The sequence below is a fragment of the Mucilaginibacter sp. 320_HR genome (genome assembly GCF_059691875.1).
Genome location: NZ_JCAWAI010000002.1, coordinates 102,475 through 125,897, shown reverse-complemented (window position 1 = coordinate 125,897; position 23,423 = coordinate 102,475). Strand labels below are relative to the sequence as shown.

The 23,423-nt window shown below is 44.3% G+C and carries 26 protein-coding genes; 15 read left to right on the top strand and 11 right to left on the bottom strand.

Going from position 1 to position 23,423, the window contains the following annotated elements; translation table 11 throughout:
* Positions 1-10 precede the first annotated feature (10 nt).
* The 9 genes from AC59GT_RS06125 (at position 11) to AC59GT_RS06085 (ending at position 10,559) form a co-directional block, all read left to right on the top strand.
* Complete coding sequence (locus AC59GT_RS06125) at positions 11-2,095, top strand: copper-translocating P-type ATPase (protein ID WP_497236805.1); 2,085 nt, start codon at positions 11-13, stop codon at positions 2,093-2,095.
* Between the two features lie 126 nt (positions 2,096-2,221).
* Entirely contained in the window at positions 2,222-2,551 is a 330-nt protein-coding gene (locus AC59GT_RS06120; protein WP_497236804.1) for a hypothetical protein, read from the top strand.
* 348 nt (positions 2,552-2,899) lie between these two features.
* Positions 2,900-3,283 (top strand): HYC_CC_PP family protein, encoded by a 384-nt coding sequence (locus AC59GT_RS06115; protein ID WP_497236803.1) that lies wholly within the window; start codon positions 2,900-2,902, stop codon positions 3,281-3,283.
* A 124-nt stretch (positions 3,284-3,407) separates the two neighbouring features.
* Positions 3,408-3,656, top strand: coding sequence for a heavy metal-binding domain-containing protein (locus tag AC59GT_RS06110; RefSeq protein WP_031267547.1), 249 nt, complete (start codon positions 3,408-3,410; stop codon positions 3,654-3,656).
* A gap of 58 nt (positions 3,657-3,714) precedes the next feature.
* Positions 3,715-4,989 carry an efflux RND transporter permease subunit gene (locus AC59GT_RS06105; protein ID WP_290308918.1) on the top strand — a complete coding sequence of 425 codons (1,275 nt, stop codon included), beginning with the start codon at positions 3,715-3,717 and terminating at the stop codon, positions 4,987-4,989.
* Positions 4,986-6,878: an efflux RND transporter permease subunit gene (locus AC59GT_RS06100; RefSeq protein WP_290308919.1), complete on the top strand. Its 1,893-nt coding sequence runs from the start codon at positions 4,986-4,988 to the stop codon at positions 6,876-6,878. The genes AC59GT_RS06105 and AC59GT_RS06100 overlap by 4 nt, the downstream gene beginning before the upstream one ends.
* A gap of 4 nt (positions 6,879-6,882) precedes the next feature.
* Positions 6,883-8,112 (top strand): TolC family protein, encoded by a 1,230-nt coding sequence (locus AC59GT_RS06095; RefSeq protein ID WP_497236802.1) that lies wholly within the window; start codon positions 6,883-6,885, stop codon positions 8,110-8,112.
* A complete protein-coding gene (locus AC59GT_RS06090) occupies positions 8,099-9,352 on the top strand; it encodes a heavy metal-binding domain-containing protein (RefSeq protein WP_497236801.1) in 1,254 nt (417 codons plus the stop codon). The genes AC59GT_RS06095 and AC59GT_RS06090 overlap by 14 nt, the downstream gene beginning before the upstream one ends.
* A complete protein-coding gene (locus tag AC59GT_RS06085; RefSeq protein ID WP_497236800.1) occupies positions 9,345-10,559 on the top strand; it encodes an efflux RND transporter periplasmic adaptor subunit in 1,215 nt (404 codons plus the stop codon). The genes AC59GT_RS06090 and AC59GT_RS06085 overlap by 8 nt, the downstream gene beginning before the upstream one ends.
* Positions 10,560-10,565: 6 nt before the next feature.
* On the opposite strand, the gene AC59GT_RS06080 is transcribed toward AC59GT_RS06085, so the two are convergent.
* The 8 genes from AC59GT_RS06080 to AC59GT_RS06045 form a co-directional block, all read right to left on the bottom strand.
* Positions 10,566-11,228 carry a metallophosphoesterase family protein gene (locus AC59GT_RS06080; RefSeq protein ID WP_497236799.1) on the bottom strand — a complete coding sequence of 221 codons (663 nt, stop codon included), beginning with the start codon at positions 11,226-11,228 and terminating at the stop codon, positions 10,566-10,568.
* 1 nt (position 11,229) lies between these two features.
* Complete coding sequence (locus tag AC59GT_RS06075) at positions 11,230-11,988, bottom strand: metallophosphoesterase family protein (protein WP_497236798.1); 759 nt, start codon at positions 11,986-11,988, stop codon at positions 11,230-11,232.
* Entirely contained in the window at positions 11,988-13,073 is a 1,086-nt protein-coding gene (gene arsB / locus AC59GT_RS06070) for an ACR3 family arsenite efflux transporter (RefSeq protein WP_497236797.1), read from the bottom strand. The genes AC59GT_RS06075 and arsB overlap by 1 nt, the downstream gene beginning before the upstream one ends.
* A 43-nt stretch (positions 13,074-13,116) precedes the next feature.
* A complete protein-coding gene (locus tag AC59GT_RS06065; protein ID WP_290308926.1) occupies positions 13,117-13,743 on the bottom strand; it encodes a hypothetical protein in 627 nt (208 codons plus the stop codon).
* A gap of 64 nt (positions 13,744-13,807) precedes the next feature.
* Positions 13,808-14,230 carry an arsenate reductase ArsC gene (locus AC59GT_RS06060; RefSeq protein WP_290308927.1) on the bottom strand — a complete coding sequence of 141 codons (423 nt, stop codon included), beginning with the start codon at positions 14,228-14,230 and terminating at the stop codon, positions 13,808-13,810.
* 171 nt (positions 14,231-14,401) lie between these two features.
* Positions 14,402-14,653, bottom strand: a complete 252-nt coding sequence (locus tag AC59GT_RS06055) for a GNAT family N-acetyltransferase (RefSeq protein ID WP_497236796.1) — start codon at positions 14,651-14,653, stop codon at positions 14,402-14,404.
* 11 nt (positions 14,654-14,664) lie between these two features.
* A complete protein-coding gene (locus tag AC59GT_RS06050) occupies positions 14,665-15,234 on the bottom strand; it encodes a DUF6428 family protein (RefSeq protein ID WP_497236795.1) in 570 nt (189 codons plus the stop codon).
* Between the two features lie 54 nt (positions 15,235-15,288).
* A complete protein-coding gene (locus AC59GT_RS06045; protein ID WP_290308930.1) occupies positions 15,289-15,618 on the bottom strand; it encodes an ArsR/SmtB family transcription factor in 330 nt (109 codons plus the stop codon).
* A gap of 99 nt (positions 15,619-15,717) precedes the next feature.
* Here AC59GT_RS06045 and AC59GT_RS06040 point away from each other — a divergent pair, with 99 nt between their 5' ends.
* Genes AC59GT_RS06040 through AC59GT_RS06025 form a run of 4 tightly spaced genes read left to right on the top strand, consistent with a single transcriptional unit; the run spans position 15,718 to position 18,506 of the window.
* Positions 15,718-16,515, top strand: coding sequence for a DUF547 domain-containing protein (locus AC59GT_RS06040; protein WP_497236794.1), 798 nt, complete (start codon positions 15,718-15,720; stop codon positions 16,513-16,515).
* The gene (locus tag AC59GT_RS06035) at positions 16,508-16,843 is read left to right on the top strand and encodes an arsenosugar biosynthesis-associated peroxidase-like protein (protein ID WP_191165255.1); all 336 of its coding nucleotides are present in this window, start codon (positions 16,508-16,510) and stop codon (positions 16,841-16,843) included. Before AC59GT_RS06040 ends, AC59GT_RS06035 begins: the two co-directional genes overlap by 8 nt.
* A complete protein-coding gene (arsS, locus tag AC59GT_RS06030) occupies positions 16,843-17,892 on the top strand; it encodes an arsenosugar biosynthesis radical SAM (seleno)protein ArsS (protein ID WP_497236793.1) in 1,050 nt (349 codons plus the stop codon). The genes AC59GT_RS06035 and arsS overlap by 1 nt, the downstream gene beginning before the upstream one ends.
* Positions 17,893-17,894: 2 nt before the next feature.
* The gene (locus tag AC59GT_RS06025; RefSeq protein ID WP_497236792.1) at positions 17,895-18,506 is read left to right on the top strand and encodes a TIGR04282 family arsenosugar biosynthesis glycosyltransferase; all 612 of its coding nucleotides are present in this window, start codon (positions 17,895-17,897) and stop codon (positions 18,504-18,506) included.
* On the opposite strand, the gene AC59GT_RS06020 is transcribed toward AC59GT_RS06025, so the two are convergent.
* Positions 18,503-19,195 (bottom strand): TIGR04283 family arsenosugar biosynthesis glycosyltransferase, encoded by a 693-nt coding sequence (locus AC59GT_RS06020; RefSeq protein WP_497236791.1) that lies wholly within the window; start codon positions 19,193-19,195, stop codon positions 18,503-18,505. The genes AC59GT_RS06025 and AC59GT_RS06020 overlap by 4 nt on opposite strands.
* A gap of 56 nt (positions 19,196-19,251) precedes the next feature.
* Between AC59GT_RS06020 and AC59GT_RS06015 the strand changes: the two genes are divergently transcribed.
* A complete protein-coding gene (locus AC59GT_RS06015) occupies positions 19,252-19,728 on the top strand; it encodes a TlpA disulfide reductase family protein (RefSeq protein WP_497236790.1) in 477 nt (158 codons plus the stop codon).
* On the opposite strand, the gene AC59GT_RS06010 is transcribed toward AC59GT_RS06015, so the two are convergent.
* Entirely contained in the window at positions 19,712-20,701 is a 990-nt protein-coding gene (locus AC59GT_RS06010) for an NAD-dependent epimerase/dehydratase family protein (RefSeq protein WP_497236789.1), read from the bottom strand. The genes AC59GT_RS06015 and AC59GT_RS06010 overlap by 17 nt on opposite strands.
* A 12-nt stretch (positions 20,702-20,713) precedes the next feature.
* Positions 20,714-21,685, bottom strand: a complete 972-nt coding sequence (gene arsM, locus AC59GT_RS06005) for an arsenosugar biosynthesis arsenite methyltransferase ArsM (protein WP_290308938.1) — start codon at positions 21,683-21,685, stop codon at positions 20,714-20,716.
* A gap of 206 nt (positions 21,686-21,891) precedes the next feature.
* Here arsM and AC59GT_RS06000 point away from each other — a divergent pair, with 206 nt between their 5' ends.
* Positions 21,892-22,593 carry a sterol desaturase family protein gene (locus AC59GT_RS06000; RefSeq protein WP_290308939.1) on the top strand — a complete coding sequence of 234 codons (702 nt, stop codon included), beginning with the start codon at positions 21,892-21,894 and terminating at the stop codon, positions 22,591-22,593.
* The last annotated feature ends 830 nt before the right edge of the window (positions 22,594-23,423 follow it).

Here is a 23,423-nt window from a genome sequence, read left to right as displayed (position 1 = left end):
CTTTAAAGGTATGAAAAATCAACACGATCATCACGCTATGGGAGCGCATAAAATGCCCGCCGACGAACAATCGGGTAACAAGAATAAAGCTAAAACTATGGATCATAGTAAAATGAACCATGGCAGTGACCCGCATATGGGCATGTCGGAGCATGACCATCATAGCATGATGATCGCTGATTTTAAAAAGCGTTTTTATGTTGTGCTCGTGCTAACTATTCCGGTTATGCTGCTGTCTATGCAAATTCAGCAATGGCTGCACCTGGACATAAGCTTCAGCGGTTCATCTTACGTGCTTTTTGCTTTAGCGTCTGTGGTATTTGTTTATGGCGGCTGGCCATTTCTAAGCGGCTGGATGAGTGAAATGAAGACTAAAACTCCCGGCATGATGACTTTGATCGGTTTTGCTATAACGGTAGCCTATGCCTACAGTACAGCTACGGTGTTTGGACTGAAGGGCATGGATTTCTTTTGGGAACTGGCTACCCTGATCCTGATCATGCTCTTAGGGCATTGGATAGAAATGCGGTCGGTTATGGGTGCCTCAAATGAATTGGAGTTATTGGTTCAGTTAATGCCCGCCGACGCCCATATGGTCATGGGTGACAAAGTACATGATGTAAAAACAGACACATTAAAAGAGAACGATGTCATTTTAGTAAAACCGGGAGAAAAAGTGGCCGCAGACGGTATTATACTGGAGGGGGAAAGCTATCTGAATGAATCCATGTTAACCGGTGAATCCAGGCCCGTTCAAAAAGTGAAAGGCGATAAAGTGATCGCTGGATCAATCAATGGAAATGGTTCATTTAAAGTAACCGTTTCCCACGCAGCCAAAGATTCCTATTTGTCGCAAGTAGTCAAACTGGTAGACGATGCGCAAAAGTCAAAATCTCAAACACAGCTATTGGCCGATACTGCGGCAAAATGGTTAACTGTCATCGCTTTAGTAACGGGTATCGGTACATTTTTATACTGGTATTTAACCGGGCAAAGTTTGGCGTTCGCGATGGAAAGAATGGTAACGGTAATTGTTATTTGCTGCCCCCATGCTTTGGGTTTGGCTGTGCCTCTTGTCGTAGCTAAGTCAACGGCCTTATCGGCCAAACATGGCTTGTTGATCAAAAACCGGACGGCATTTGAGAACGCCAGGAAAATTACTACCATTGTCTTCGATAAAACGGGGACACTAACCGTAGGTAAGTTTGAAGTATCTAAAGTGGTTTCTTTAGATAAAGAGATTAAAGAAAATGAGCTGATACGCCTGGCATCAGCCTTGGAGCAAAAATCAGAACATCCTATAGCTACCGGCATCCTGCAAAAAGCAAAAGACTTGAAATTAGCCATTCCGCCAACCGAAAACTTTAAGGCCATCACAGGCGAGGGTGTTGAAGCAACCGTAGAAGGCAAAAAATTATTGGTCGTTAGCCCTGGTTATTTAAAGGAACATAAATTAGCCCTGCCGGATGGCTTTACTTCCAATGACACGGAAACAGTCGTGTTCGTCTTGATTGATCAACAATTGGCGGGGTATATTTCACTATCAGATGAGATACGCCCGGAATCGGCAGAGGCTATTCAGACCTTAAAAGCTGAGAACATCAAATCTATCCTGCTTACGGGTGACAACAACAAAGTAGCCGCCAGTGTAAGCAAAACTTTGGGTATGGATAGTTTTATAGCCGAAGTATTACCGCATCAAAAATTAGAGAAAATTAAAGAACTGCAAAGCAAAAGCGAATTTGTAGCCATGATCGGCGACGGGGTAAATGATGCTCCTGCACTGGCCCAGGCAGACATCGGTATTGCAGTTGGTTCGGGAAGCGACATAGCAGCAGAAACAGCCGGGATTGTTTTGGTGAACAGCAATCCTAAAGATATCGTCAGCTTGATCTTGTTTGGCAAAGCCACCTACCGCAAAATGATACAAAACCTCATTTGGGCAACCGGCTATAATGTGATCGCCCTGCCATTAGCAGCCGGGGTATTATATAACCAGGGCATTGTTTTAAGCCCGGCCGCTGGCGCGGTCTTAATGACGGTAAGTACGGTCGTGGTAGCCATCAATGCCAGTATGCTTAAAGTAAAGGAGTAATACAATAGGATATAAATTTTAATCGGAATTATATAAAATGCCCAACATTCATTACCCTTACATTTACGACAGAGTATTCAAGCAATAGTTGCCACAATATTTAAACCGTACACGTTTAATAACAACATGAAATATATAGCCGTTTTCCTGATACTGAATATCTTGCTGCTATCCTCCCTTTCAGGGATAGCAAGTATTCAGCATGGAACAGCTTCTTGTTGTCAGCAAAAAACGCACAAGGATTGCAGCAAACAGCAAAAACAAAGTGCTGATAACAATTGCACCAAAGGGAATTGTAACGCTATGGTATCTTGCGGCACTTGTGGATTTATCGTAAACCAGCCACAAGCCATACTACCTGCGGTTATTGATCTTCATCAGCAATCTACACACCCATTCGCAACTGGTGCGCTATCAGATTATCACGACAACGGCTGGAACCCTCCAAAAGCTTAATAATTCAATTCGTGTCGCGGCCAATCAATGGCCGTATTATTCAATTAATTATTAATCTTAAAATTCAAGATCATGAAAAAGTTTCTTTTCATCACCATGGTGATGTTGTTATCTGCTATATCAATTACTTATGCCAATACCCCTTGCTGCAATAACAAAATGAACCACTGTACAACCTGCGCAAAGAGCTGCGGGCCGAACTGCAAAGATTATTGCAGTAAGACTTGTAAGGAATCCGGTGTTTGTAAGACTATATGTAAACTATAGAACTCAGTAAAGCCGCCTCGTATGGGGCGGCTTTAAAACTAAACTGTCCTTTAGAACGTATAATTTTATTATCTTCGATTTGTGAAACGCACCACGCTCATCTTATTAACGGCTATTTATCTTTTATCCTGTGTGGGTATCGGGGTAAACCGTTTTTATTGCTGTGGTAAACTGGCATCCGTAACCCTGACCTATGCCATGCCGGATAATAACCCAAAGGAAAAAGGCGCGAATGATAACTGCTGCAAGCACGAAAAGCAAAGTTTCAAAGTAAAGGATAGCCATTTCAGTGTAGCTGCATCGGCTTTGGATCATCCCGCACCGGTATTGATCCCGTCATTTGTAATGCCGTATTATGAACCTGCCCTAACGCAAGTACAGACTAAGATCGTGTATAACAGCAATGCTCCCCCCGGACATTCCGATACGCCTGCTTATACCCTTAATTGTACTTACAGGATTTGATTCTGCATTTCCTATAGCCCTGCATTCCTGCACCCGGCTGTAATTCACTCGTAATCCATCTTAATTTATAATTCACGCACAGGCTTTGCCTATGCTATTTATCCATTTTCAATTTTTAAAAAACATGAAAAAAGTAACGCTAATGGCTATAGCCATTCTGTTTTCTGCCGCAACCGTTTTTGCCGCTGACACGCACACCAGTAAAATGGCTTCCGACACGACCAAAAAAGTAAAACCGGCAAAAGTACAGTACACCTGTACCATGCACCCGGAAGTATTGAGCGACAAGCCGGGCAAGTGCCCGAAATGCGGTATGGCATTGGTTAAAAAAACCGGTGCCAAAAAGAAACCTGCAGAAAAAATGAAGATGTAATTCCATTCAGCCCTCCGTTCGCCTACAGGCGGACGGGAGGCTGATTAAAGCAATTAAGATGATTAATCAACTCATTTCCCTGTCCCTAAAAAACAGGTATATCGTTCTGCTGATCGCGGTTGCCCTTTTCGGATGGGGAGCCTATGCGGTGAAGGAGAACCCTATCGATGCGATTCCAGACCTTTCGGATAACCAGGTGATCGTATTTACCGAATGGCAGGGCCGCAGCCCGCAGATTATGGAAGACCAGGTAACTTATCCGCTGGTCAGTAACTTGCAGGGTATCCCCAAGGTAAAAGCCATCCGGGCTACCTCCATGTTCGGAATGAGCTTTGTCTATATCGTTTTTGAAGATAAAGCGGATGTCTATTGGGCGCGAAGTCGGGTACTGGAACGCCTGAACTATGCACAGCGTTTATTACCGCAGGGTATCACACCTACATTGGGGCCTGACGGTACAGGTGTCGGCCATGTACTTTGGTACACTTTGGATGCGAAAGGCATTGACCTCGGTGAACAAAGGGCCTTACAGGACTGGTATGTGAAATTGGGTTTGCAAACCGTTCCGGGGGTAAGCGAGGTCGCCTCTTTCGGTGGCTTTGAAAAACAATACCAGGTCAGCATAGACCCGCATAAACTCAATTATTATAATATCCCGTTATCGCAGGTGCTTAAAGCCGTAAAAAGCAATAATAACGATGTCGGCGGCCGCAAGTTTGAAATGAACGGCACCGGGTATATCGTCCGGGGGCTGGGTTATATCAAAACGTTAGCCGATGTAGAAAATATCAGTGTTGAGGTAATTAAAACCGTCCCCGTCAGGATAAAAGACATTGCCACCGTTCAAATGGGTGGCGATGAACGCCTGGGTATTTTTGACCGAAGCGGCGAAGGCGAAGCCGTTGGCGGTATCGTAGTCATGCGCTATGGTGAAAATGCCGACAAGGTGATCAATGCCGTTAAGGATAAAATGGCGGACATTCAAAAAGGCTTACCGTCCGGTGTTAAATTCAAGATTGCTTATGACAGAAGCGTACTCATTGAAAGCGCGGTTAATTCCGTTAAACATACGCTTATCGAAGAAATGATCACCGTATCGATTATTGTGATCCTGTTTTTGTTTAGCTGGCGCAGCGCTTTAAGCATCATTATCCAGATACCTATCACCATAGCAGCCAGTTTTATCCTGCTCAACGCTTTTGGCATCAGTTCCAATATCATGTCTTTAACCGGTATCGCCCTGGCCATCGGGGTGATAGTTGATAATGGTATTGTCATGGTAGAAAACTCACACCGCAATTTAGCCATTGCACAAGAAAAGGAAAAGTCATGACCACAGCCGAAAGAATCAAGATCATAGAAGCCTCCTGCAAACAGGTTGGCAGGGGCGTGTTTTTTTCCACGCTGATCATCGTCGCTTCATTTCTCCCCGTATTTCTACTGGAGGGACAGGAAGGTAAACTGTTTGGCCCCTTAGCCTGGACAAAAACATTTATACTGGCGATAGATGCCATTTTAGCGGTAACACTTGCCCCGGTGTTGATCTCCTTTTTCCTGAAAGGGAAATTAAGGACAGACGACCATAACCCGCTGAACCGGGGACTGGAAAAGATCTACCGCCCTATACTCAACTGGTGCATAACCTGGCGCAAAACAACTATCGGAATAAATATCATAGCCTTACTCGTTAGTATCCCATTGCTATTAAGTCTCGGCAGCGAATTTATGCCGCCGTTGGATGAAGGTACGATCCTTTTTATGCCGGTCACCCAGCCCGATGTATCTAATGCCCAGGCAAAGCAGTTATTGCAGGTACAGGACAGAATCATCAAAAGCATCCCCGAAGTTGCGAACGTATTGGGTAAAGCAGGCCGCGCGAATACCGCCACCGATAATTCGCCGATCAGCATGACGGAAACCATTATCCTGTTAAAACCTAAAGAACAGTGGCGCAAGGGTATTAAAAAGGAAGATATTATCAATGAACTAAATGCCAAACTGCAAATACCCGGCGTAGTGAACGGCTGGACGCAACCCATCATTAACCGGATCAATATGCTGTCTACCGGCATCCGTACCGATGTCGGGCTTAAAATTTACGGGCAAAACCTGGATACCATTAATGCTTTGTCTAACCGAATGAAACAGGCCTTGCAGGGTGTCAGCGGTGTAAAGGATATGTATGTTGATCCGATAACGGGTGGCAAATACGTAGATATACAGGTCAACAAGGATGCCATAGGCCGGTATGGGTTAAGTGTTGACGATGTGAATGAGGTGGTGGAAAGTGCTTTGGGCGGTATGAATTTAACCACTACTATTGAGGGCAGGCAACGTTTCAGTGTGAATGTCCGGCTGGCACAGGACTACCGGAGCAACCTGGAGGCGATCAAACGTACACTGGTGCAAACACCATCTTACGGGCCTGTGCCGCTATCTTCCGTGGCAGATATCAGGATCAGCGACGGCCCGGCCATGATACAATCTGAAAATGCCCTTTTACGCGGCACGGTATTATTCAATGTGCGTGACCGCGATCTGGGCAGCACCGTACAGGAAGCGCAGGAAAGATTGAATACCATGGTGAAATCGCTTCCTAAAGGTTACTTCATCGAATGGAGCGGGCAGTATGAGAACCTGATCAGGGCGGAACATACGCTAAAGCTGATCTTACCTGTAGTACTGCTGATCATCTTTGCCTGTTTGTACTTTGCTTTTCATTCGGTAAGGGAAGCATTTTTTAGCCTGATCTCTATTCCGTTCGCATTGATCGGCGGGGCATATATGGTCTATTTCTTTGGGGTGCATTTATCTGTTGCCGTGGCGGTAGGGTTTATCGCGCTATTCGGGATTGCCGTAGAAACAGGTATCGTCATGGTGATCTATCTGAACGATGCGATGCAGCAATTGGTCGCATTGAAGGGTAATGCTAAAGAAACCATAACCCGTGAAGATCTGCGGCTTTATGTCATGAATGGCGCGGTAAAACGCCTGCGCCCAAAACTGATGACTGTTTGTGTCGCGCTGTTTGGCCTGGTGCCGGTGCTTTGGGCAACGGGTACTGGCAGCGATGTCATGCTGCCCATCGTGCTGCCGATGATCGGCGGTGTCTTAACATCTTCAACGCATATTTTACTGGTTACCCCGCTCATCTTTTTGATGGTAAAAGAGTATGAACTTAAGAATTACGGCAAACTGGAAGTACTGGAGGTAAAGGAATAAAACCATGAAAACAAGCAATCAAATTATCATAACCCTGCTCACCTGCCTCGCCGGCTTTGCAGCCAAAGCACAAACCCTGCCCTTAGACAGTGTATTAGTTAAGGTAGCAAGCAACCCCGCTTTGCAGGCTTATGATGCAAAGATCAGCGCACAGGATGCTTATGCAACCGGCGCTAAAAGCCTCGATGCGCCAAAGATCAGCGCCGGGCAATACCAAACGCCCTACCAGGTTAATCCTAACGGCGGTTCATTTATGATCCAGGCCGAGCAAATGTTTACTAACCCTGCTAAACTCCGGGCAAAAGAAGATTATCTGAAAGGAATGTCTAAAGTAACAGCGGAAGATAAGAACTATCAAAGAAATCAGCTCATCGCCCAGGCCAGGCAATATTATTATGAGCGCGTAGTGCTGGAAAAAAAACTTGCGCTATTGCAGGGTACACAAGGCTTATTGGAATATATGCTTAAAGATGCGAATATCCGGCTCACCTACGGGAAAGAAAAACTGCCGAATATCTATAAGGCCAAAGCCGACTTGTTTGCATTGGATAATATCCGTGAGCAACTGAATAATGAGATCAGCCAGCGGAACATTATGCTCAATACGCTGATGAACCGGGATAAGCAGACCGTTTTCATGGTGGATACAATTATAATATTAAAAGATTACGAAGGCACCCTGACCGACACGGCAACGCTTTCCAACCAGCGAAGTGATATTAAAGGAGTCAGCCGCAATATAGAATTACAGCAATTGAATGCGCAGCTGGAGTACAGTAAACGCAAGCCCGATTTTGGTATACAGGCGGCTCACATGATCAGTTACGGCGGTTTTCCAAACCAGTATATCCTGATGGCTTCAGTCACCATACCCATTGTTCCCTGGGCATCGAAAGAATATAAAGCCAACCTGAAAGGCATCCGTTATGAGGTGCAGGCATTACAGCAAAAAAGATCGGATATGCTTAACCAGGCGCAGGGGCAACTAAGCGGATTAAGGGCAGAAATGGGCAGCAAGAAAAGACAGTTGAAAAACTACCAGCTCAACATTGTCCCCGCCCTGCAAAATGCTTATAAAACGGCCTTGGTGGCTTATGATCAGAATACCGGCGACCTGCCTTCGGTATTGGATGGTATCAAAAGTTTGCAGATGGCCCGGATGGAAGCATTAGACCGCTTGCAGGATCTATTAAACTTACAGGTAGCTTATGAAAGGGAATATGAGAAGTTTTAAGATATTGATCTTATCATTAGCTGTGATGCTGGTGGTAAGCGCCTGTGAAAATAAGAAACCCGCGCCTGTTGCCGCTACGGCCAAAAGCGATGTGAAATACACCTGCCCGATGCACCCGCAGATCATGGAAGACCATCCGGGGAGTTGCCCCATTTGCGGTATGAACCTGGTTAAAAAATCGGGCCAGGCCAGCGAGGGTTCAGGTATCAGCCTGCATACGGTTTTGCAGCCTGTGAACAGCAATGTCATTTCTTCAGTAGGCTATATTATGCCGGTACAAAGAGCGGTTGCCACAGAAATATCGGGCGACGGTTACCTGGACTTTGATACGCGGACGTTCAATAACATCGCTTCCCGTTTTTCCGGCCGTATCGAAAAACTGTACATCAAATACGCTTTTCAGGAGATACATGCCGGGCAGCGCATTTTTGATATTTATAGCGCTGATCTGGTGACCGCCCAGCAAGATCTGCTGTTCGTTTCGAAAAACTCTGCACAGGAACCCGCATTGATCCAGGCGGCAAAGCAGAAACTATTGCTTTTAGGTATGACTTCCGCACAGTTAGAACAAGTCATCAGAACGGGTAAAGCATTTTACAGCCTGCCGGTTTATAGCCCTTACGACGGCCATGTACACGATATGCCGCATAGCCAAATGGCAGGCAGCGCGGAAGATAGAACAGCTGCTGATTTCAACAGCAATCTTCCGTTATCCATAAAAGAAGGCATGTACGTAGAAAAGGGCCAGACCTTGTTCAATGTCGTTAACCCGCATAGGCTTTGGGCCATTATCAAAATAGACCATTCTCAGGTTCCCGGTTTAAAATTGAACCAAAAGGTACAGCTCAGCTTGCCCGATATGTCGGGCAAAACGATTAGCGGGAAAGTCAACTTTATTGAGCCGTCATTGCAGGACGGAGATAAAGCTACCAGTATCCGAGTTTATCTCGACAATATGGATCACGAATTAAAAGTGAACAGCCTGGTTAAAGCCACTATACAAACTGGGGAAACAAACGGTTTATGGGTACCGAGGTCTGCAGTTCTGGATTTGGGGCAAACACAAATGGTATGGCTCAAGCAAGGTAGTTTATATAAAGCGCAGCAGGTCTATACCGGTATCAAAAATGATAAAGAGATACAGGTTACAAAAGGTTTGTCATTAACGGATAGCCTGGCATCTAATGCGCAATATTTATCCGACAGCGAAAGCTTCATTAAAACACAAGGACATGATTAAGTTCAAAATATTAGTATTACTGCTAATGCTGGCCTTCGCTGCCTGCAAGCAAAAGCCGCAGGCTTCAACAGCGAAAACAACACTTAAAGCCTATTACACCTGTTCCATGCACCCGCAGGTTCATGAAGATCATCATGGTAACTGTCCGATCTGCGGTATGAAACTGATTCAGGTTGAATTGACTGGCACGATGAGCAACATGGCAAGTGATAGGATCATCCTTACCGCAACACAAATCCAACTGGCAGCTATACAAACGGATACCGTTAAAGAACAAAATACCGGCAATGAAAAAACACTTACAGGAACGGTAACCACAGATGAAAACGGTGCGCAGGAATTGAGTGCCAGGTTAGCTGGCCGCATCCAAAAGTTATTTGTCAGGGCAATTGGAGAAAAAATATCCGCTGGTCAGCCTGTTTATGCTATTTACAGCGAAGACCTCCAGGAAGCAGAAAAAGAATACCTATTGGCCAAACAGCAGCAAAAACTACTGCCTAATCCGGATATTGATTATAAACAACTTATCGCGGCGGCAGAAAGCAAGCTGCAATTATGGGGCTTGTCATCATCGCAGATCAAGAATTTAGCCGCATTTGGTAAAGATTCTCCCACAACCGTTATATTGAGCAAGGTGACCGGAACAGTAAGTGATATTGCTGTACACGAGGGAGACTATGTTACAGAAGGGATGACTGTTTTAAAAACGCAATCTTTGAACAGCCTTTGGGTAGAGGCTCAGCTTTACGCTAATGAAGTTGGGAATTATAAAGTCAGCGATCAGGTAAATGTATCCTTTCCCGATTTGGGCGGAAAGATCATCAGCGGCAAGGTTGAATTTATGAATCCCGAATTATCTGAAAACTCCAAAGTGGATCTGATCAGGATCAGTGTTCCAAACAATCAGGGATTGATCAGGCCTGGGATGTTGGCATATTTAACTATTGGAAATGGTGGTAACAAAAATTTAGCTGTTCCTGCATCGGCTGTTTTGACAGACGGCAAAGGCAGCAGGGTTTGGGTGAAAAATCCGGACGGCAGTTTTACTGCAAAAATGATCTCGGTTGGCGTTGGCAACCAATCCTTTGTGCCGGTTACTTCCGGTTTAGTGGCAGGTGAGGTCGTGGTTACCAGCGGAGCGTACCTATTGAATAGTGAAGCTATCTTTAAAAACGGCAGCGACCAAATGGTTGGGATGAAAATGTAAAAGGAATCAAAACGCACGCTTTAACCTATCAGCAAGTTCATCCGGTAATTCACTGTTTTCGATAGCCTGGGCTGCTTTCTTGATATCGTATTCAAAGCGGATGAACTCGGGATTAAGATCGCCGTTTTCTGCGATGTTTAATATCACATAACAGCCCTTCGGGTTGCCATCTTTAGGTTTACCAACTGAACCTATATTTATAACGTGTTTATCACCAATGGTACGGTGATACGGCAAGTGTGAATGCCCAACGCAAAGTACATCAGCTTTGGCTTCTACCATCATTTCCAGTACATAGTTTTCGTCAGTATCCACCAGCACATATTCGTTAATGCTGCGGGAACTGCCATGCGCTAATACCATATTCAAACGATCATTATTCAGCTGGTATTCCAGTTTAATATGTGCGGGCAAGGAATTTAGATATGCCCGGTTATCAGCCGATACCAGTTCATAAGCGAAGCCCTTGGTTTTTTGGTCATGGTTACCCGCAAGTGTAGCGATGCCGCGTTTACGTATTTCGGCAATGATCTCGTTGGGCCAGATGTTGTAGCCGATCATATCGCCTAAGCAATAAACCGCATCCAGTTTGCGGCTGTCCAGGTCAATTAAAAAAGCTTCAAATGCCGGTAAGTTGGCGTGTATGTCTGAAAAAAGTGCGATCCTCATGTTATCCGTTTCTTAGCATGTCAGCGTATTCATTCGGCAGCGGGCTTTCCTCAACCGCTTTGGCCGCTTTTTCAATATCATAATCAAAGCGGATGAACTCGACCTTGATACTGTCTTTATCAGTTTTGGAACTGTTTTCATTGATATGCAGCAGTACGTATCCGCCACGGGGGTCTTTATCTTTGGGCTTGCCAACCGAACCTATATTGATGGCATGGTAGAACTGGCCTTTATCGGTAAGAACCCTATGATAAGGCTGATGCGTATGGCCGAAGCACATCACATCGGCATCAGCGGTTTCCATAATGCGTAGCAAACTTTTCTCGTCCCGATCTTCAAACAGGTATTCGTTAACCTTGCGCGGACTGCCATGCACAAAAAGTACATTGAGCTTATCATTATTGAGCTGGAACTCCAAACGGATATGTGCCGGTAATGTGCGCAAATAAGCCCGCTGTTCGTCTTTTACTACCTCGTTGGTATAAGCGATGGATATTTTGCCTAAAGCCTTTTCTTCGTCTGTTTTATAGGCACAACCGCAATCATCACTATGCCTGCCGATACCGAAGTCATAGTTACCTGTAATGCAGGGAATGTTACGTTTGCGGATCTCGTCAATGACTTCGTTCGGCCAGATGTTATAGCCTACCAGGTCACCCAGGCAATAAATTGCATCAGGCTGTTGCTTTTGTACGTCAGCAAAAAATCCCTCCAATGCCGGCAGGTTCGCGTGGATATCTGAAAAAAGAGCGATCTTCATTATTCTACGGTGGTTAAAGATTTAGCGGTATAATATTTCTTACGGAAGTAAAAGGCCAGGTTCACCAAAGCGATCAGTGCTGGCACTTCTACCAACGGGCCAATCACTCCGGCAAAAGCTTCACCCGAATTGATACCGAACACACCGATGGCTACGGCTATCGCCAGTTCAAAGTTGTTGCCGGTAGCAGTAAAGGCTATCGAGGTGCTCCTTGAATAATCGGCACCAAAGGATTTGCCGATAAAAAAGCTTAGTACGAACATTATAGTAAAGTAGATCACCAGCGGTATAGCGATTCGTAATACATCAAAAGGTATCTGTACGATCAGGTTACCTTTTAAACTGAACATCACCACAATGGTAAACAGCAATGCGATCAAAGTTATCGGTGAGATAAAAGGCACATATTTGTTTTGGAACCATTCTTCACCTTTTAATTTGATCAGCGCATAACGGCTGATAACACCGGCAGCAAACGGAATGCCCAGGTAGATGCCGACACTTTTGGCGATCTCGCCAATGGTGATGTTGACAGCCAATCCTTTCAGCCCAAACAATGGCGGCAGTACCGTGATAAACAGGTAAGCATAAACACTGTATAATAGCACCTGGAAGATACTGTTCAATGCGATCAGCCCGGCAGCGTACTCCCGGTTGCCTTCCGCCAGTTCATTCCAAACCACCACCATCGCGATACAACGGGCCAGTCCGATCAGTATCAAACCAACCATATAAGCCGGGTGGTCACGCAATAAAGTAATGGCTAAAACAAACATCAATACCGGCCCGATGATCCAGTTCAGGATAAGTGAAGCGCTCAATACTTTGGTATCCTTGAATACCTCGCCCATATTCTCGTATTTCACTTTAGCCAGCGGCGGGTACATCATTAGTATCAAACCAATAGCTAAAGGGATATTGGTCGTACCGCTGGAAAAGGAATTGATAAAGCCGGATGAGGATGGTATGAAGTAACCAATACCCACCCCGATAGCCATCGCCAGGAATATCCATAGCGTGAGGTAGCTATCAAGGAAGCTTAGTTTTTTGCGTTCGGCCACGGGGGCACAGTTGTTTGCTGACATAATTTATTGCGTATATCGTGTTTTAATATGAATTGAGTATTAACTACTTCCAGTTTTCTTTGAATTTAGTGGCGGCAAATAGCATTTCCGCTGTGATCAGCTTGGCTTGCGTGTCGTACTGCTCGTCTGTTGCAGTGGCCGCTAACGGTGCATATTTCAGTTTTACGGCAAACTTATCAGGGCTGGCGAGTAATGACGCTGCGCTTTCCTGTACCACAATATGGATCGCCTGCGGATTCGATGGCGAGGTTTCAAATGTAACCGAACCGCCCTGGTCATTATATTTAGCTTCATCGCCACTTACTTTAAAGCCGAGCTTTACCAGTGCCGGAGCCACTTTAGCCGATGTTGCGGTGCCCACTACAAATATTTTAACGTCATTGATGCCATAAGATGCCAGGGAAGATTTCAGTACCGCTTTAGCAACCTGGGCGCTAAAGCCATCATTGCCGACAAATTCTACGATCACGGGTTGTTTTTTTCCTTTAACAACAATCCCCAATTGCTGGATGCCGCCCAGATCATCCTGCCGGGCATCGGCTATCGGACTGCTTTTTTTAATGGCTTTAAAAGTTTGCGCCAGTTCAGGGTAAACGGGGTCGCCAGCAGGTGCAAAAGCGGAACTTACTACCAGTAAGCCGACTAATAAAAGTAAGGATAATTGTTTCATGACTTTATTTTTTAGGGTTTAATTGGTTTATTGCTATTTAACGATTGATAGGTGCAAAAAAAACTTAGTTCACGTGTTCGCTTACAAAGTCAGCCGCGTAAATTTTGATCATATCCCTTACCCGTCTGAACTCATTCATCACCTCTTCAGACGTACCAGTTGCTTTGGCAGGGTCTGGAAAGTTCTCATGGAAGCGCTCCACTTTGCCCGGAAAAAATGGGCAGGCTTCGTTTGCATTATCACAAACGGTGATCACCTGGTCAAAGGGTATGGCTATATATTCATCTACATGGTTAGAAGTATGCCTGGAGATATCGATATGATCTTCAGCCATCACCTGTATCGCTTTTGGATTTACGCCATGGGTTTCGATACCTGCGCTGTAAACATTGGCCTTGTCACCCGCAAAGTAACGCAGGTAACCTTCAGCCAGTTGGCTGCGGCAACTATTGCCGGTGCAGAGCACTAATATATTTTTCTTATTCATGATATTATCTTTTTCATTACGATGGCTGATACCGGGCAAACATGGCTGAACTCTGATGAGCACTGCACCTCGGCTGGTACTTCGTCCCTGGTAATCTTGCTGTAATTTTTCTGTTCAAAGTATGCTGCCGCTGTTTCAGTTAACAGGTATAATTCTGACAGGCCCTTTTGTTTACTGATATGATCCAAACGTGCCAGCAGTTGTAGCTATGCCTGCTTTTCTATGTTCAGGGTGGACAGCCAGTGAGCGAAGTAAGCCATACTTCGCGTAAACTTCAACACCGCCTATGCCAATCACCTCGCCATCTTGGATAGCAACAATAAAGTTATCCAGCGTTTCCGGCAAATCGTCCACCGGCAGCTTTTCAGCCGCCAGAAGCTCGATGATTTTGTCCCGGTAGGTTTTGGCTTGGTCGATGATCATTTCCTTAATATTTAGCAGCAGCCGCCACCCGGTGTGCAACAAGCTTCAGCAGGTGCAGCAGCCAGGTTCACTAATTGTACTTTCGGTTTTTCGGCAACCGGTGCGCAGCACTCTTCGCCTTTATCATTGGTGCCGCAACTGCCGCCACGGGTTTGAGCTTTGCATTGTACGGCATCCGGACGTAAGTCAACGGTTAAGGCGCTGCCGTCCACGATCATTTCATTGGGGAACATCTGGCGGGTATCAAACTCAGAATTACCGAACTCGATCTTTACCGTACCATTAGGGTTAAGCGGCAGCATTTTTTCAACGATGTTAACAATAGATAATGCTTTACCTACTTTCATAGAACGTTCCTGTTGTTCGCCTTCAGGTACCCATAACTGCACAATGATCTCTGTCCAGGCGTTCATCACACCGCCGCAATCTACCGAGGTAATAGGAGCTTGTTTAATCTCGGTAATATGGTAAGCCGCATCTACCAGTTTGCCTTCGGCATATTGGAATTGCAGGTCAAGGTCGGGATGCTGTAATAAGGTATCGTTAAAGGTTTTCCAATTGATCGCTTCTACTTTATTCATGGCTTTGTGTTTATTATATTATTGCAATATTGCGATTGATTTATTCAAATTTTTTTAACAGCAGGTCGCTTTCAGATCATAAGCCGCGAAGAACCCGTTCATTTGTTCTTTCAGTTCATTCCATACCGGTGGATTGATGCAATAACAAACGCTTACGCCCTCAATGGTGCCTTGTATCAGTCCGGCATTTTTTAGTTCTTTCAAATGCTGTGAAATGGTCGGCTGCGCTAAACCCAATTCCTCTACCAGATCGCCGCAGATACAGGTATTCGATTTAATGATCTCCTGCAAGATGGCGATCCGGGCAGGGTGCGCGATGGCTTTGAGCATCACAGCTAACCTGTTCTGTTCTTCGGTGAATATTTCTGTTTTAGTTAAGCCCATACTTTATATTGCAATATTACGATGAATGATTTATAATTCCAAAGAAATTCTTATTTCAGTTTCATAAAGCCATAAGAAATTTTATTACGTAATTTATATATGCGTTTGAAACTTTCTTTTAAATCAACTTTAATGGTATTCTTCCTGTTGATCACGGTATCAGCCAACGCGCAACCGAAAACCATCAAAGCCCCAAACTACATCAAATTATCAGAAAACTTTCTCTACGCAGCTAAAACAGGCGATAGCACAACTGCATTTATCGATACCTTGAAAAATGCGGATCAAAATGTTTTAGCCGGGCAGTTGAATAATGACCCTAAAAAACTGGCCTTCTGGCTAAACCTGTATAACGGTTTTACCCAGGTTATCTTAAAAAAAGACCCTGATCAATATAAAACGCGCGGTTCTTTCTTTTCCAGTAAGCAGATACACGTTGCCGGACAGGAATTAAGCTTGGACCTGATCGAGCATGGGATATTGCGGCATAGCAAGGTTAAATGGAGCGAAGGTTATTTGAGTAAGCTTTTCCCTTCCGGATTTGAAAAAAAGTTCCGGGTGGAAAACCTGGATTACCGTATCCATTTCGCGTTGAACTGCGGAGCTAAAAGCTGTCCGCCTATCGCTTTCTATGAACCGGAGCAATTAGACAAGCAGTTAAATGTGGCCGTCAAAACTTATTTAAAGGGAGAGGTAACTTACAATAAAGAGCAAAATACAGTGGATGTTCCGGCGCTCATGGGTTGGTTTCGCCATGATTTTGGCGGCAAAAAGGGAATGCTGGATATCTTGATCAGAAATAAGATCATACCTGCAGGCACTAACCCAACGATACATTTTAAAAAGTACGATTGGAGTTTATATTTGAATAATTATAAATCTGAAAACAATGGCTGATCATTATTATAATGCCGAAGACCTCGGAAAATTTGGCAACATCGGAGAGTACCAAAAGGAAATGGCCGATAAATTCTTTGCCTACTACGGTGAAGTTTTTAAGGATGGTGCTTTAACCGCGAAGGAAAAATCATTGATCGCTTTGGCTGTTGCTCATGCCGTACAATGTCCTTACTGTATTGACGCTTACAGCAGCGATGCCTATGAAAAAGGCTTTAGCGAAGCGCAGATGATGGAAGCGGTGCATGTGGCCTCAGCCATCAAAGGCGGCGCGGTATTGGTACATGGTGTACAGATGATGAACAAAGTGAAAGAAATCAGCATGTAATGATCAAATCCCTCAAAGTTCTGCAAAACCCTTTAGCCAATAGTGCTTATCAACTGGATATTTTAGAACATGATCCGAAGCATAAACATGCTTCTTTCCAGGAGAAAGTCGCAGATCTGGGGATGTTTCCCCTATTAGCTGGTGGTGTCGAAATCTTCCAGGTGAATATGGGAAAAATGTGCAACCAGGTTTGCAAGCATTGCCATGTGGATGCCGGGCCTGACCGCAAAGAGATCATGACCAGGGAAACCATGCAGTTGTGCCTGAATGTGTTAGCAGGTTCCCCCATCAAAATTGTTGACCTAACGGGTGGTGCCCCTGAACTCAACCCTGATTTTAGATGGTTTGTGGAGCAGATCAAAGCATTAGGAAAGCATATTATTGTGCGCTGTAATCTCACGATTATCTTAGCTAATAAACGTTTCCACGATCTCCCTGAATTTTTTAAACTGCACCGGATCGAAGTAGTTTCCTCCTTACCCAGCTTTACACAGGATAGAACGGATAAACAGCGTGGTGACGGCGTATTTGAAGACTCCATTAAAGCCTTACAAATGTTAAATGCCGTGGGCTACGGCCTTGCTGATACCGGCCTAACTCTTAACCTTGTTTATAACCCGGCTGGTGCATTCTTACCGCCATCGCAGGATGCGCTGGAAAAAGAATATAAATTTGAGCTGATGAAAAAATACAACATCAGTTTCAATAACCTTTTTGCCATTACCAATATGCCCATCAGCCGCTATCTGGATTATCTTTTGACAACCAACAACTACGATAAGTATATGGAAAAACTGATCAGCGCGTTCAATCCTGCCGCTGTCAACAATGTGATGTGTCGCAATACCATCTCTGTTGGATGGGACGGCTATTTATACGATTGTGATTTTAACCAAATGCTCGACCTGAAAGTTACGCCAATAACCTCGCAGCACTTATCCGATTTTGATTTGAGTTTATTGCAAAACAGGGAGATCATTTTGAAACAGCACTGCTACGGCTGTACCGCGGGTGCGGGATCAAGTTGCGGCGGCGCAGTCGCCGAATAAGTATGACCGATATTACTCCCTTAAACACCGCGCTGATCCTATTTGTACGCCACCCGGAACTGGGTAAAGTTAAAACCCGGCTGGCGAGGGTGATCGGTGATGAAAAAGCATTGTCTGTTTACAATTTATTACTTGGCCATACCCGCCAGGTCACGATACCCTTAAACTGCCGCAAATTCGTCTATTACACCAATCAGGTAGTCGAACACGATATTTGGACATTCCCTGGCTTTACTAAAAGGCAGCAATTCGGGGAGGATCTGGGCGCAAGGATGTCCAACGCTTTCAAAGAACTTTTTGAACAGGGTTTTAAAAGGGTGATGATCATTGGTAGTGATTGTTATCAATTACAAACGGCAGTACTTGAACAGGCTATATCCACTTTGGCCGGTAGCGAAGTCGTGATAGGGCCTACGTTCGACGGCGGTTATTACCTCATAGGTTCAAACCGGTACATCCCTGAATTATTTATCGGTAAAGCCTGGAGTACTGACCAGGTAATCGATCAGACCATAGCTACTGTCAACCAATTGCAATGTAGCTACAGTTTGCTGGAAAAGCTGCATGACGTGGATGAAGCGGCGGATTTGGAACTAAACGGAATTTCAGTTTAGCGGTAGTTCAGCAGCTCCTTATACTTCAAAACCATACTTTCCTGGCTTGCCCCTTTTTGATACATCCTGACAATGGTGTAGTTAGCCTTTTGGACTGTAAACCAGCCATTGGTATCATATTTCCTGGCAGAGATCAGTACCGGTTTTGTAATGATCTTATATTTCCCCCTTTTTCTTGCCCTCGCGCAAAATTCAAACTCTTCCATGATCTTCATCGTGCCGTCAAATCCGCCGGCTTGCTCAAACAGGTCTTTTTTGATGAACAGGGTTTGATCCCCGCCCATCCCGCCGAACGTGTCCAGGCGGCTCAATAGGGCATTTAATTTAAGCAGCCAACTTTTGCTGTCATAGGTAGAAAGATACCGGCCCATATCATAACCGTTTTTAACGGCATTGGCAATATCTGTCATATAGGTTTCAGGCGGCAGCGTATCGGCATGAACGAAATAAAGCAGGTCGCCTTTAGCCAGCGATGCGCCAAAATTCATTTGTGCCGCCCTCCCTTTTTGAGGCGATAAAACAGCCATCGCTCCGGCGGCTTTCGCAATGTTGAGGGTTTGATCGGTGCTGCCGCCATCACATACAATGATCTCCTGCAAACTATCATAACCAAAGCGGGTTAAATAACTAAGTAATTGGCCGATGTTTCCGGCTTCGTTATATACAGGAATAATTACGCTAACTTTCATCTGTCAATTGAAATTTACGTATATCATTCCATACCGGATGAATTAATTTGAAAGTCATGAAAAATAAGATCTTATATACTTTAGCTTTTTGCTTGCTTTTATCTTTCCATTTAAAAGCTCAGCAAGTTAAACTAATTACCGTTTCGCAACTGGAAAGCCGTATCAGACAAGGGAAAGATACAACGTATGTGATCAACTTTTGGGCCACCTGGTGCAAACCCTGTGTTAAAGAACTGCCTGAATTTGAAAAATTCAAAACTTCGGTTAAAGGTAAACCTGTTAAAGTTATCCTGATCAGTGCCGATCTTAAATCCAAACTGGAAAGCGGGGTGCAGCCTTTTGTAAAGGCGCATCAATTAACCGGCGAGGTTTACTTACTCAACGAAGCGCCAAATTCATACAACGAAAAGATTAGTACTGATTGGTCTGGTGCGCTACCCGGAACCCTGATCGTGAAAAATGGCAAAAGGAAGTTTCACGAAGCGGCTTATTCTTATGATGAGTTGGTCGCGGCTGTCAGGCAGGTTGATTGAGCCAGTCCAGCGTTTTACTTACCCCTTCTTTTAACGGGGTTATCGTGTAACCTATTTCCTGTTCGGCCTTTTTGGAAGTTACAATCCACTGCTTGGTGTATTTCCTCACAAACGGCGGGGTGATCATGGGTTGTTTCCCAAACAGACGAGCCATCATTAATTGTATCCTGGAAAGAAACAGCATAACCGGTAAAGGAACATTGTACATTTTTCTTTTTACTCCTGTAATTTCATCCACCAGGCTAAAAAACTCATTGTATGTGGCATTCACCCCACCCAACAAATAACGTTCGCCGGGTTTGGCTTTTTCCATTGCGGCTATCAGTCCGTTTATCGTATCATCAATATATACATAGTTGCCGATGCTATTTCCATTGCAAGGTTTAATTTTCCAATGGCCGCTCACATACATTTTCATTAACCTCGTGAATCCATTGCTTTCGGTTAATAATCCGGGACCATACACCCGGCTGGGATTCACAATGATGCCACGGATACCCCTCGGAATATAAGTTTTGATCAGTTGCTCCGCAGCTACTTTACTTTGTTCATAAAGCGTTTCCAATTTAGGATCAGTGTTGGTCAATTCGCACACAGGTTCACCGTCCTTAGAATCCCCAACAACCCCAGCCGTTGAGGTGAACAGCACGTCGGTTATACCCGCTGTCAAACAGGCATCTAAAACATTTTTCAGCCCGTTCACATTGATCTGATGAAAGCTTCGGGGATTTTTATGCCATACCGAAGCTAATGCCGCCAGGTGGTAGACCTGCCCGCAGCCAGTCATGGCAGTTAACAGGGAAACCGGATCTAAAATATCCCCGGTAAATAACAGGATATTGGAATGATCCAGTAAAGATTTTCCTTTCTGCGCATCTCGCACCAGCGCGTGGATTGTATGCCCATCATCGGCTAACTGTATAGCCAGCTTTTGGCCGATATAGCCGGTAACGCCTGTAATAAATATTTTCATCGGCTGTATCGATTAGCAACAGCCTCCGCCGTCATAAAACCAGGTAGAGTTGGAGATAAAAATATCATCCCGCTTCAGTGCTGCCAAATTCCCGGCAGTCTTGTCGCAAACAGCTAAGGGCTGGTTAGGCATCAAAACATGGCCTTTTTCATCATCGAAATACTCCTTTTCACCATAATAGATAGCCGCCTTTCCGGTAAATATACAGGGGCCGTCAGCGGGCATGGGGTCTTTGATGGCGCAGACTTCCACGCTTTCGATATACAACAATTCCTCGGTAGGATACTGGCCCGGAGCCAAAATCCGGTATGGCCTTTTAGCCCTGATCTCTATGGTGCCGAAACCGATATCGGTTATACTTTTGATGTAATCATTTAAAGTTAATGAACCGGTAAGGCATAAGGCCCTTAACCGATCATCATTCCGTAAGGCTTCGCTCATGGGTTGGTCGCAAACCGGATCAGACATGACCAAACGCCCGCCAGGCTTTAACACCCGGTATATTTCATTTAATGCCTGTTTCAAATCGTTCTCCTTGAAAATATTGAATAGACAGTTTTGACCGGCAACGTCTATGGAATTATCCGCTACAGGAAGCGCTAAAGCAGATCCCTTGCGCAGATCAATAAATTCTTTTTTGAACCAGGAATTTAATTTTTCCGCTTCCAGTAAATTGTCGGCACAGCTTTGCAGCATCTCATCCACAATGTCAACCCCTATAACTCCTTGCTTGTTTCGGTTGAAATAGGAAAACTGCAATAGCTCCATACCACCGCCAACACCGACGTAAAGTATGGTTGGATCATTAGCCAGGTCATTGGCGCTTACTATGGAACCACAGCCATAATTCATTTCCTGCATGATCTTCGGTATTTCCAGCCCCGGAAAGGCATTCATGGGAGTCGTGGTACAGCAAAGGCCAACATCAGGCTTTAATGCGGCATCGCGGTATACATTTATCGTTTCATCAAGGTAATTGTCCATAGTTCCTGTAATTCTAAAAGATATACGCTGTTCATCGGCTGACGGCTTTTTAAAAAGACGAAATTCCCAGCATCATAGAAACAAATAAAACCTTTGATGGTGGTTTCATCGTAATTCAAAATTGAAGATATAGGATAAAGTTGGATTTATGAATTATAAACAAGCGTCTTTTACGCTTAACTTTAGCTATCTCGTAAATTGAGGCTATGAATACTATTATACAGTCCCTGGCGGTTGGCTTTGTTTTTATACTGGCCTACATTGCGGAACATTTATTCCCGCAAAGGCAGGAGTTGCTGAAAGATGATCACGATTTAAAAAATATCAAGGTGGGCCTGGTCAATCTGGTATTTTCATTTGTAAGTGGTTATTACCTGCAAAAGCTGATGGGTTATACTTCAATAAGGGGCATTGGCCTGATCCCTTTTGCCAAAATCCCTACATTATTATCCATAGTGCTCCAAATACTTTGTATCGATCTTTTTGTTTACTGGTGGCACCGTATCAATCACAAAATCCCATTATTTTGGAAATTCCATAAATTCCATCACGAGGATGAACGGATGAATAGCACTACGGCTGTCCGGTTTCATACGGTTGAATTGTTTTTTTCAGTAATTGCCAAAGCGGTATTTCTTATATTAATGGGCATAACCGTTACGGGACTGGTCGCTTACGGGATTTTGTTCTTTCCTGTAGTATTGCTGGTCCACTCCAATATCAGGATCAGTCAAAAAGCTGACTTTTTATTAAGGAAAATGATCATTAGTCCACTAATGCACCGGATACATCACTCAAATGTCGTAGTTGAAACTAACTCCAATTATGGATCGGTCTTTCCGTTTTGGGATAGGATGTTTAAAAGTTATAAAAAGGTTACTTCGACCCCAATCAAGTTTGGACTATAGGAATATATTTATAGAGGCTTTTCTCATCAATAATTCTGTTGGTGACGAGCAAATTAGTATATTTGTATAGTCAATAGGGCGTGTTACCTATGTAACTACCTTAAACAACGACAACTAAAGCAAATCATTGAAATTCAATGATTTAAGGAAATAGGTTCGAGCCCAGGTGGGCGCACAAAGTCAGCCGTCAAACGCTGTCAGAACCCTCTAAATAGCTTATTTAGGGGGTTTTTCTTTTAATTATCCCCTTACCAACCCTTTGTAAAACCAAGGTTCTCGTTACCTATCCGACTACCTGTTTTTTGTTTTTAACTTAGGTAACACAAACCGATTCAATGAATTGAATACAGTTTATTATAGCGTTGAAAGTTTGATTATAGACCAATTTTTACGGTGTTTGTGTTACCTGTTGTGTTACCTAAAAACTGGATGAAGTAATAAACATTTAAAACTTAAAAATTAGATTTTATGCAAACATCACAGTCGTTTGATGTGCATTTCACCATCAAAAAAGAAAGGATAAGGACAGTGTGATGAACGGTTACGCTGGTTTTACGGTCAACAAAGAACGCGTTCGTTTCGCTTTTAAACATTATGTGAAAATCGAGCATTGGGATGTGGATCGCCGCCATCTTAGGATTAAAGTTTAAAGAAACCAATGATTACCTGGAGTGGGTCAAACTTACCATCACCACTTACTACCAGCAATTGCAGATCGCCAGGGAAAGGTAACACCGCAGCTACTCACGGCCATGTTTCTCGGGGAAGAGGCCGAACAAACTCATTCGCTCAGCAAGTTAATGGGGTATCATTACGAGACCGCCTCTGCA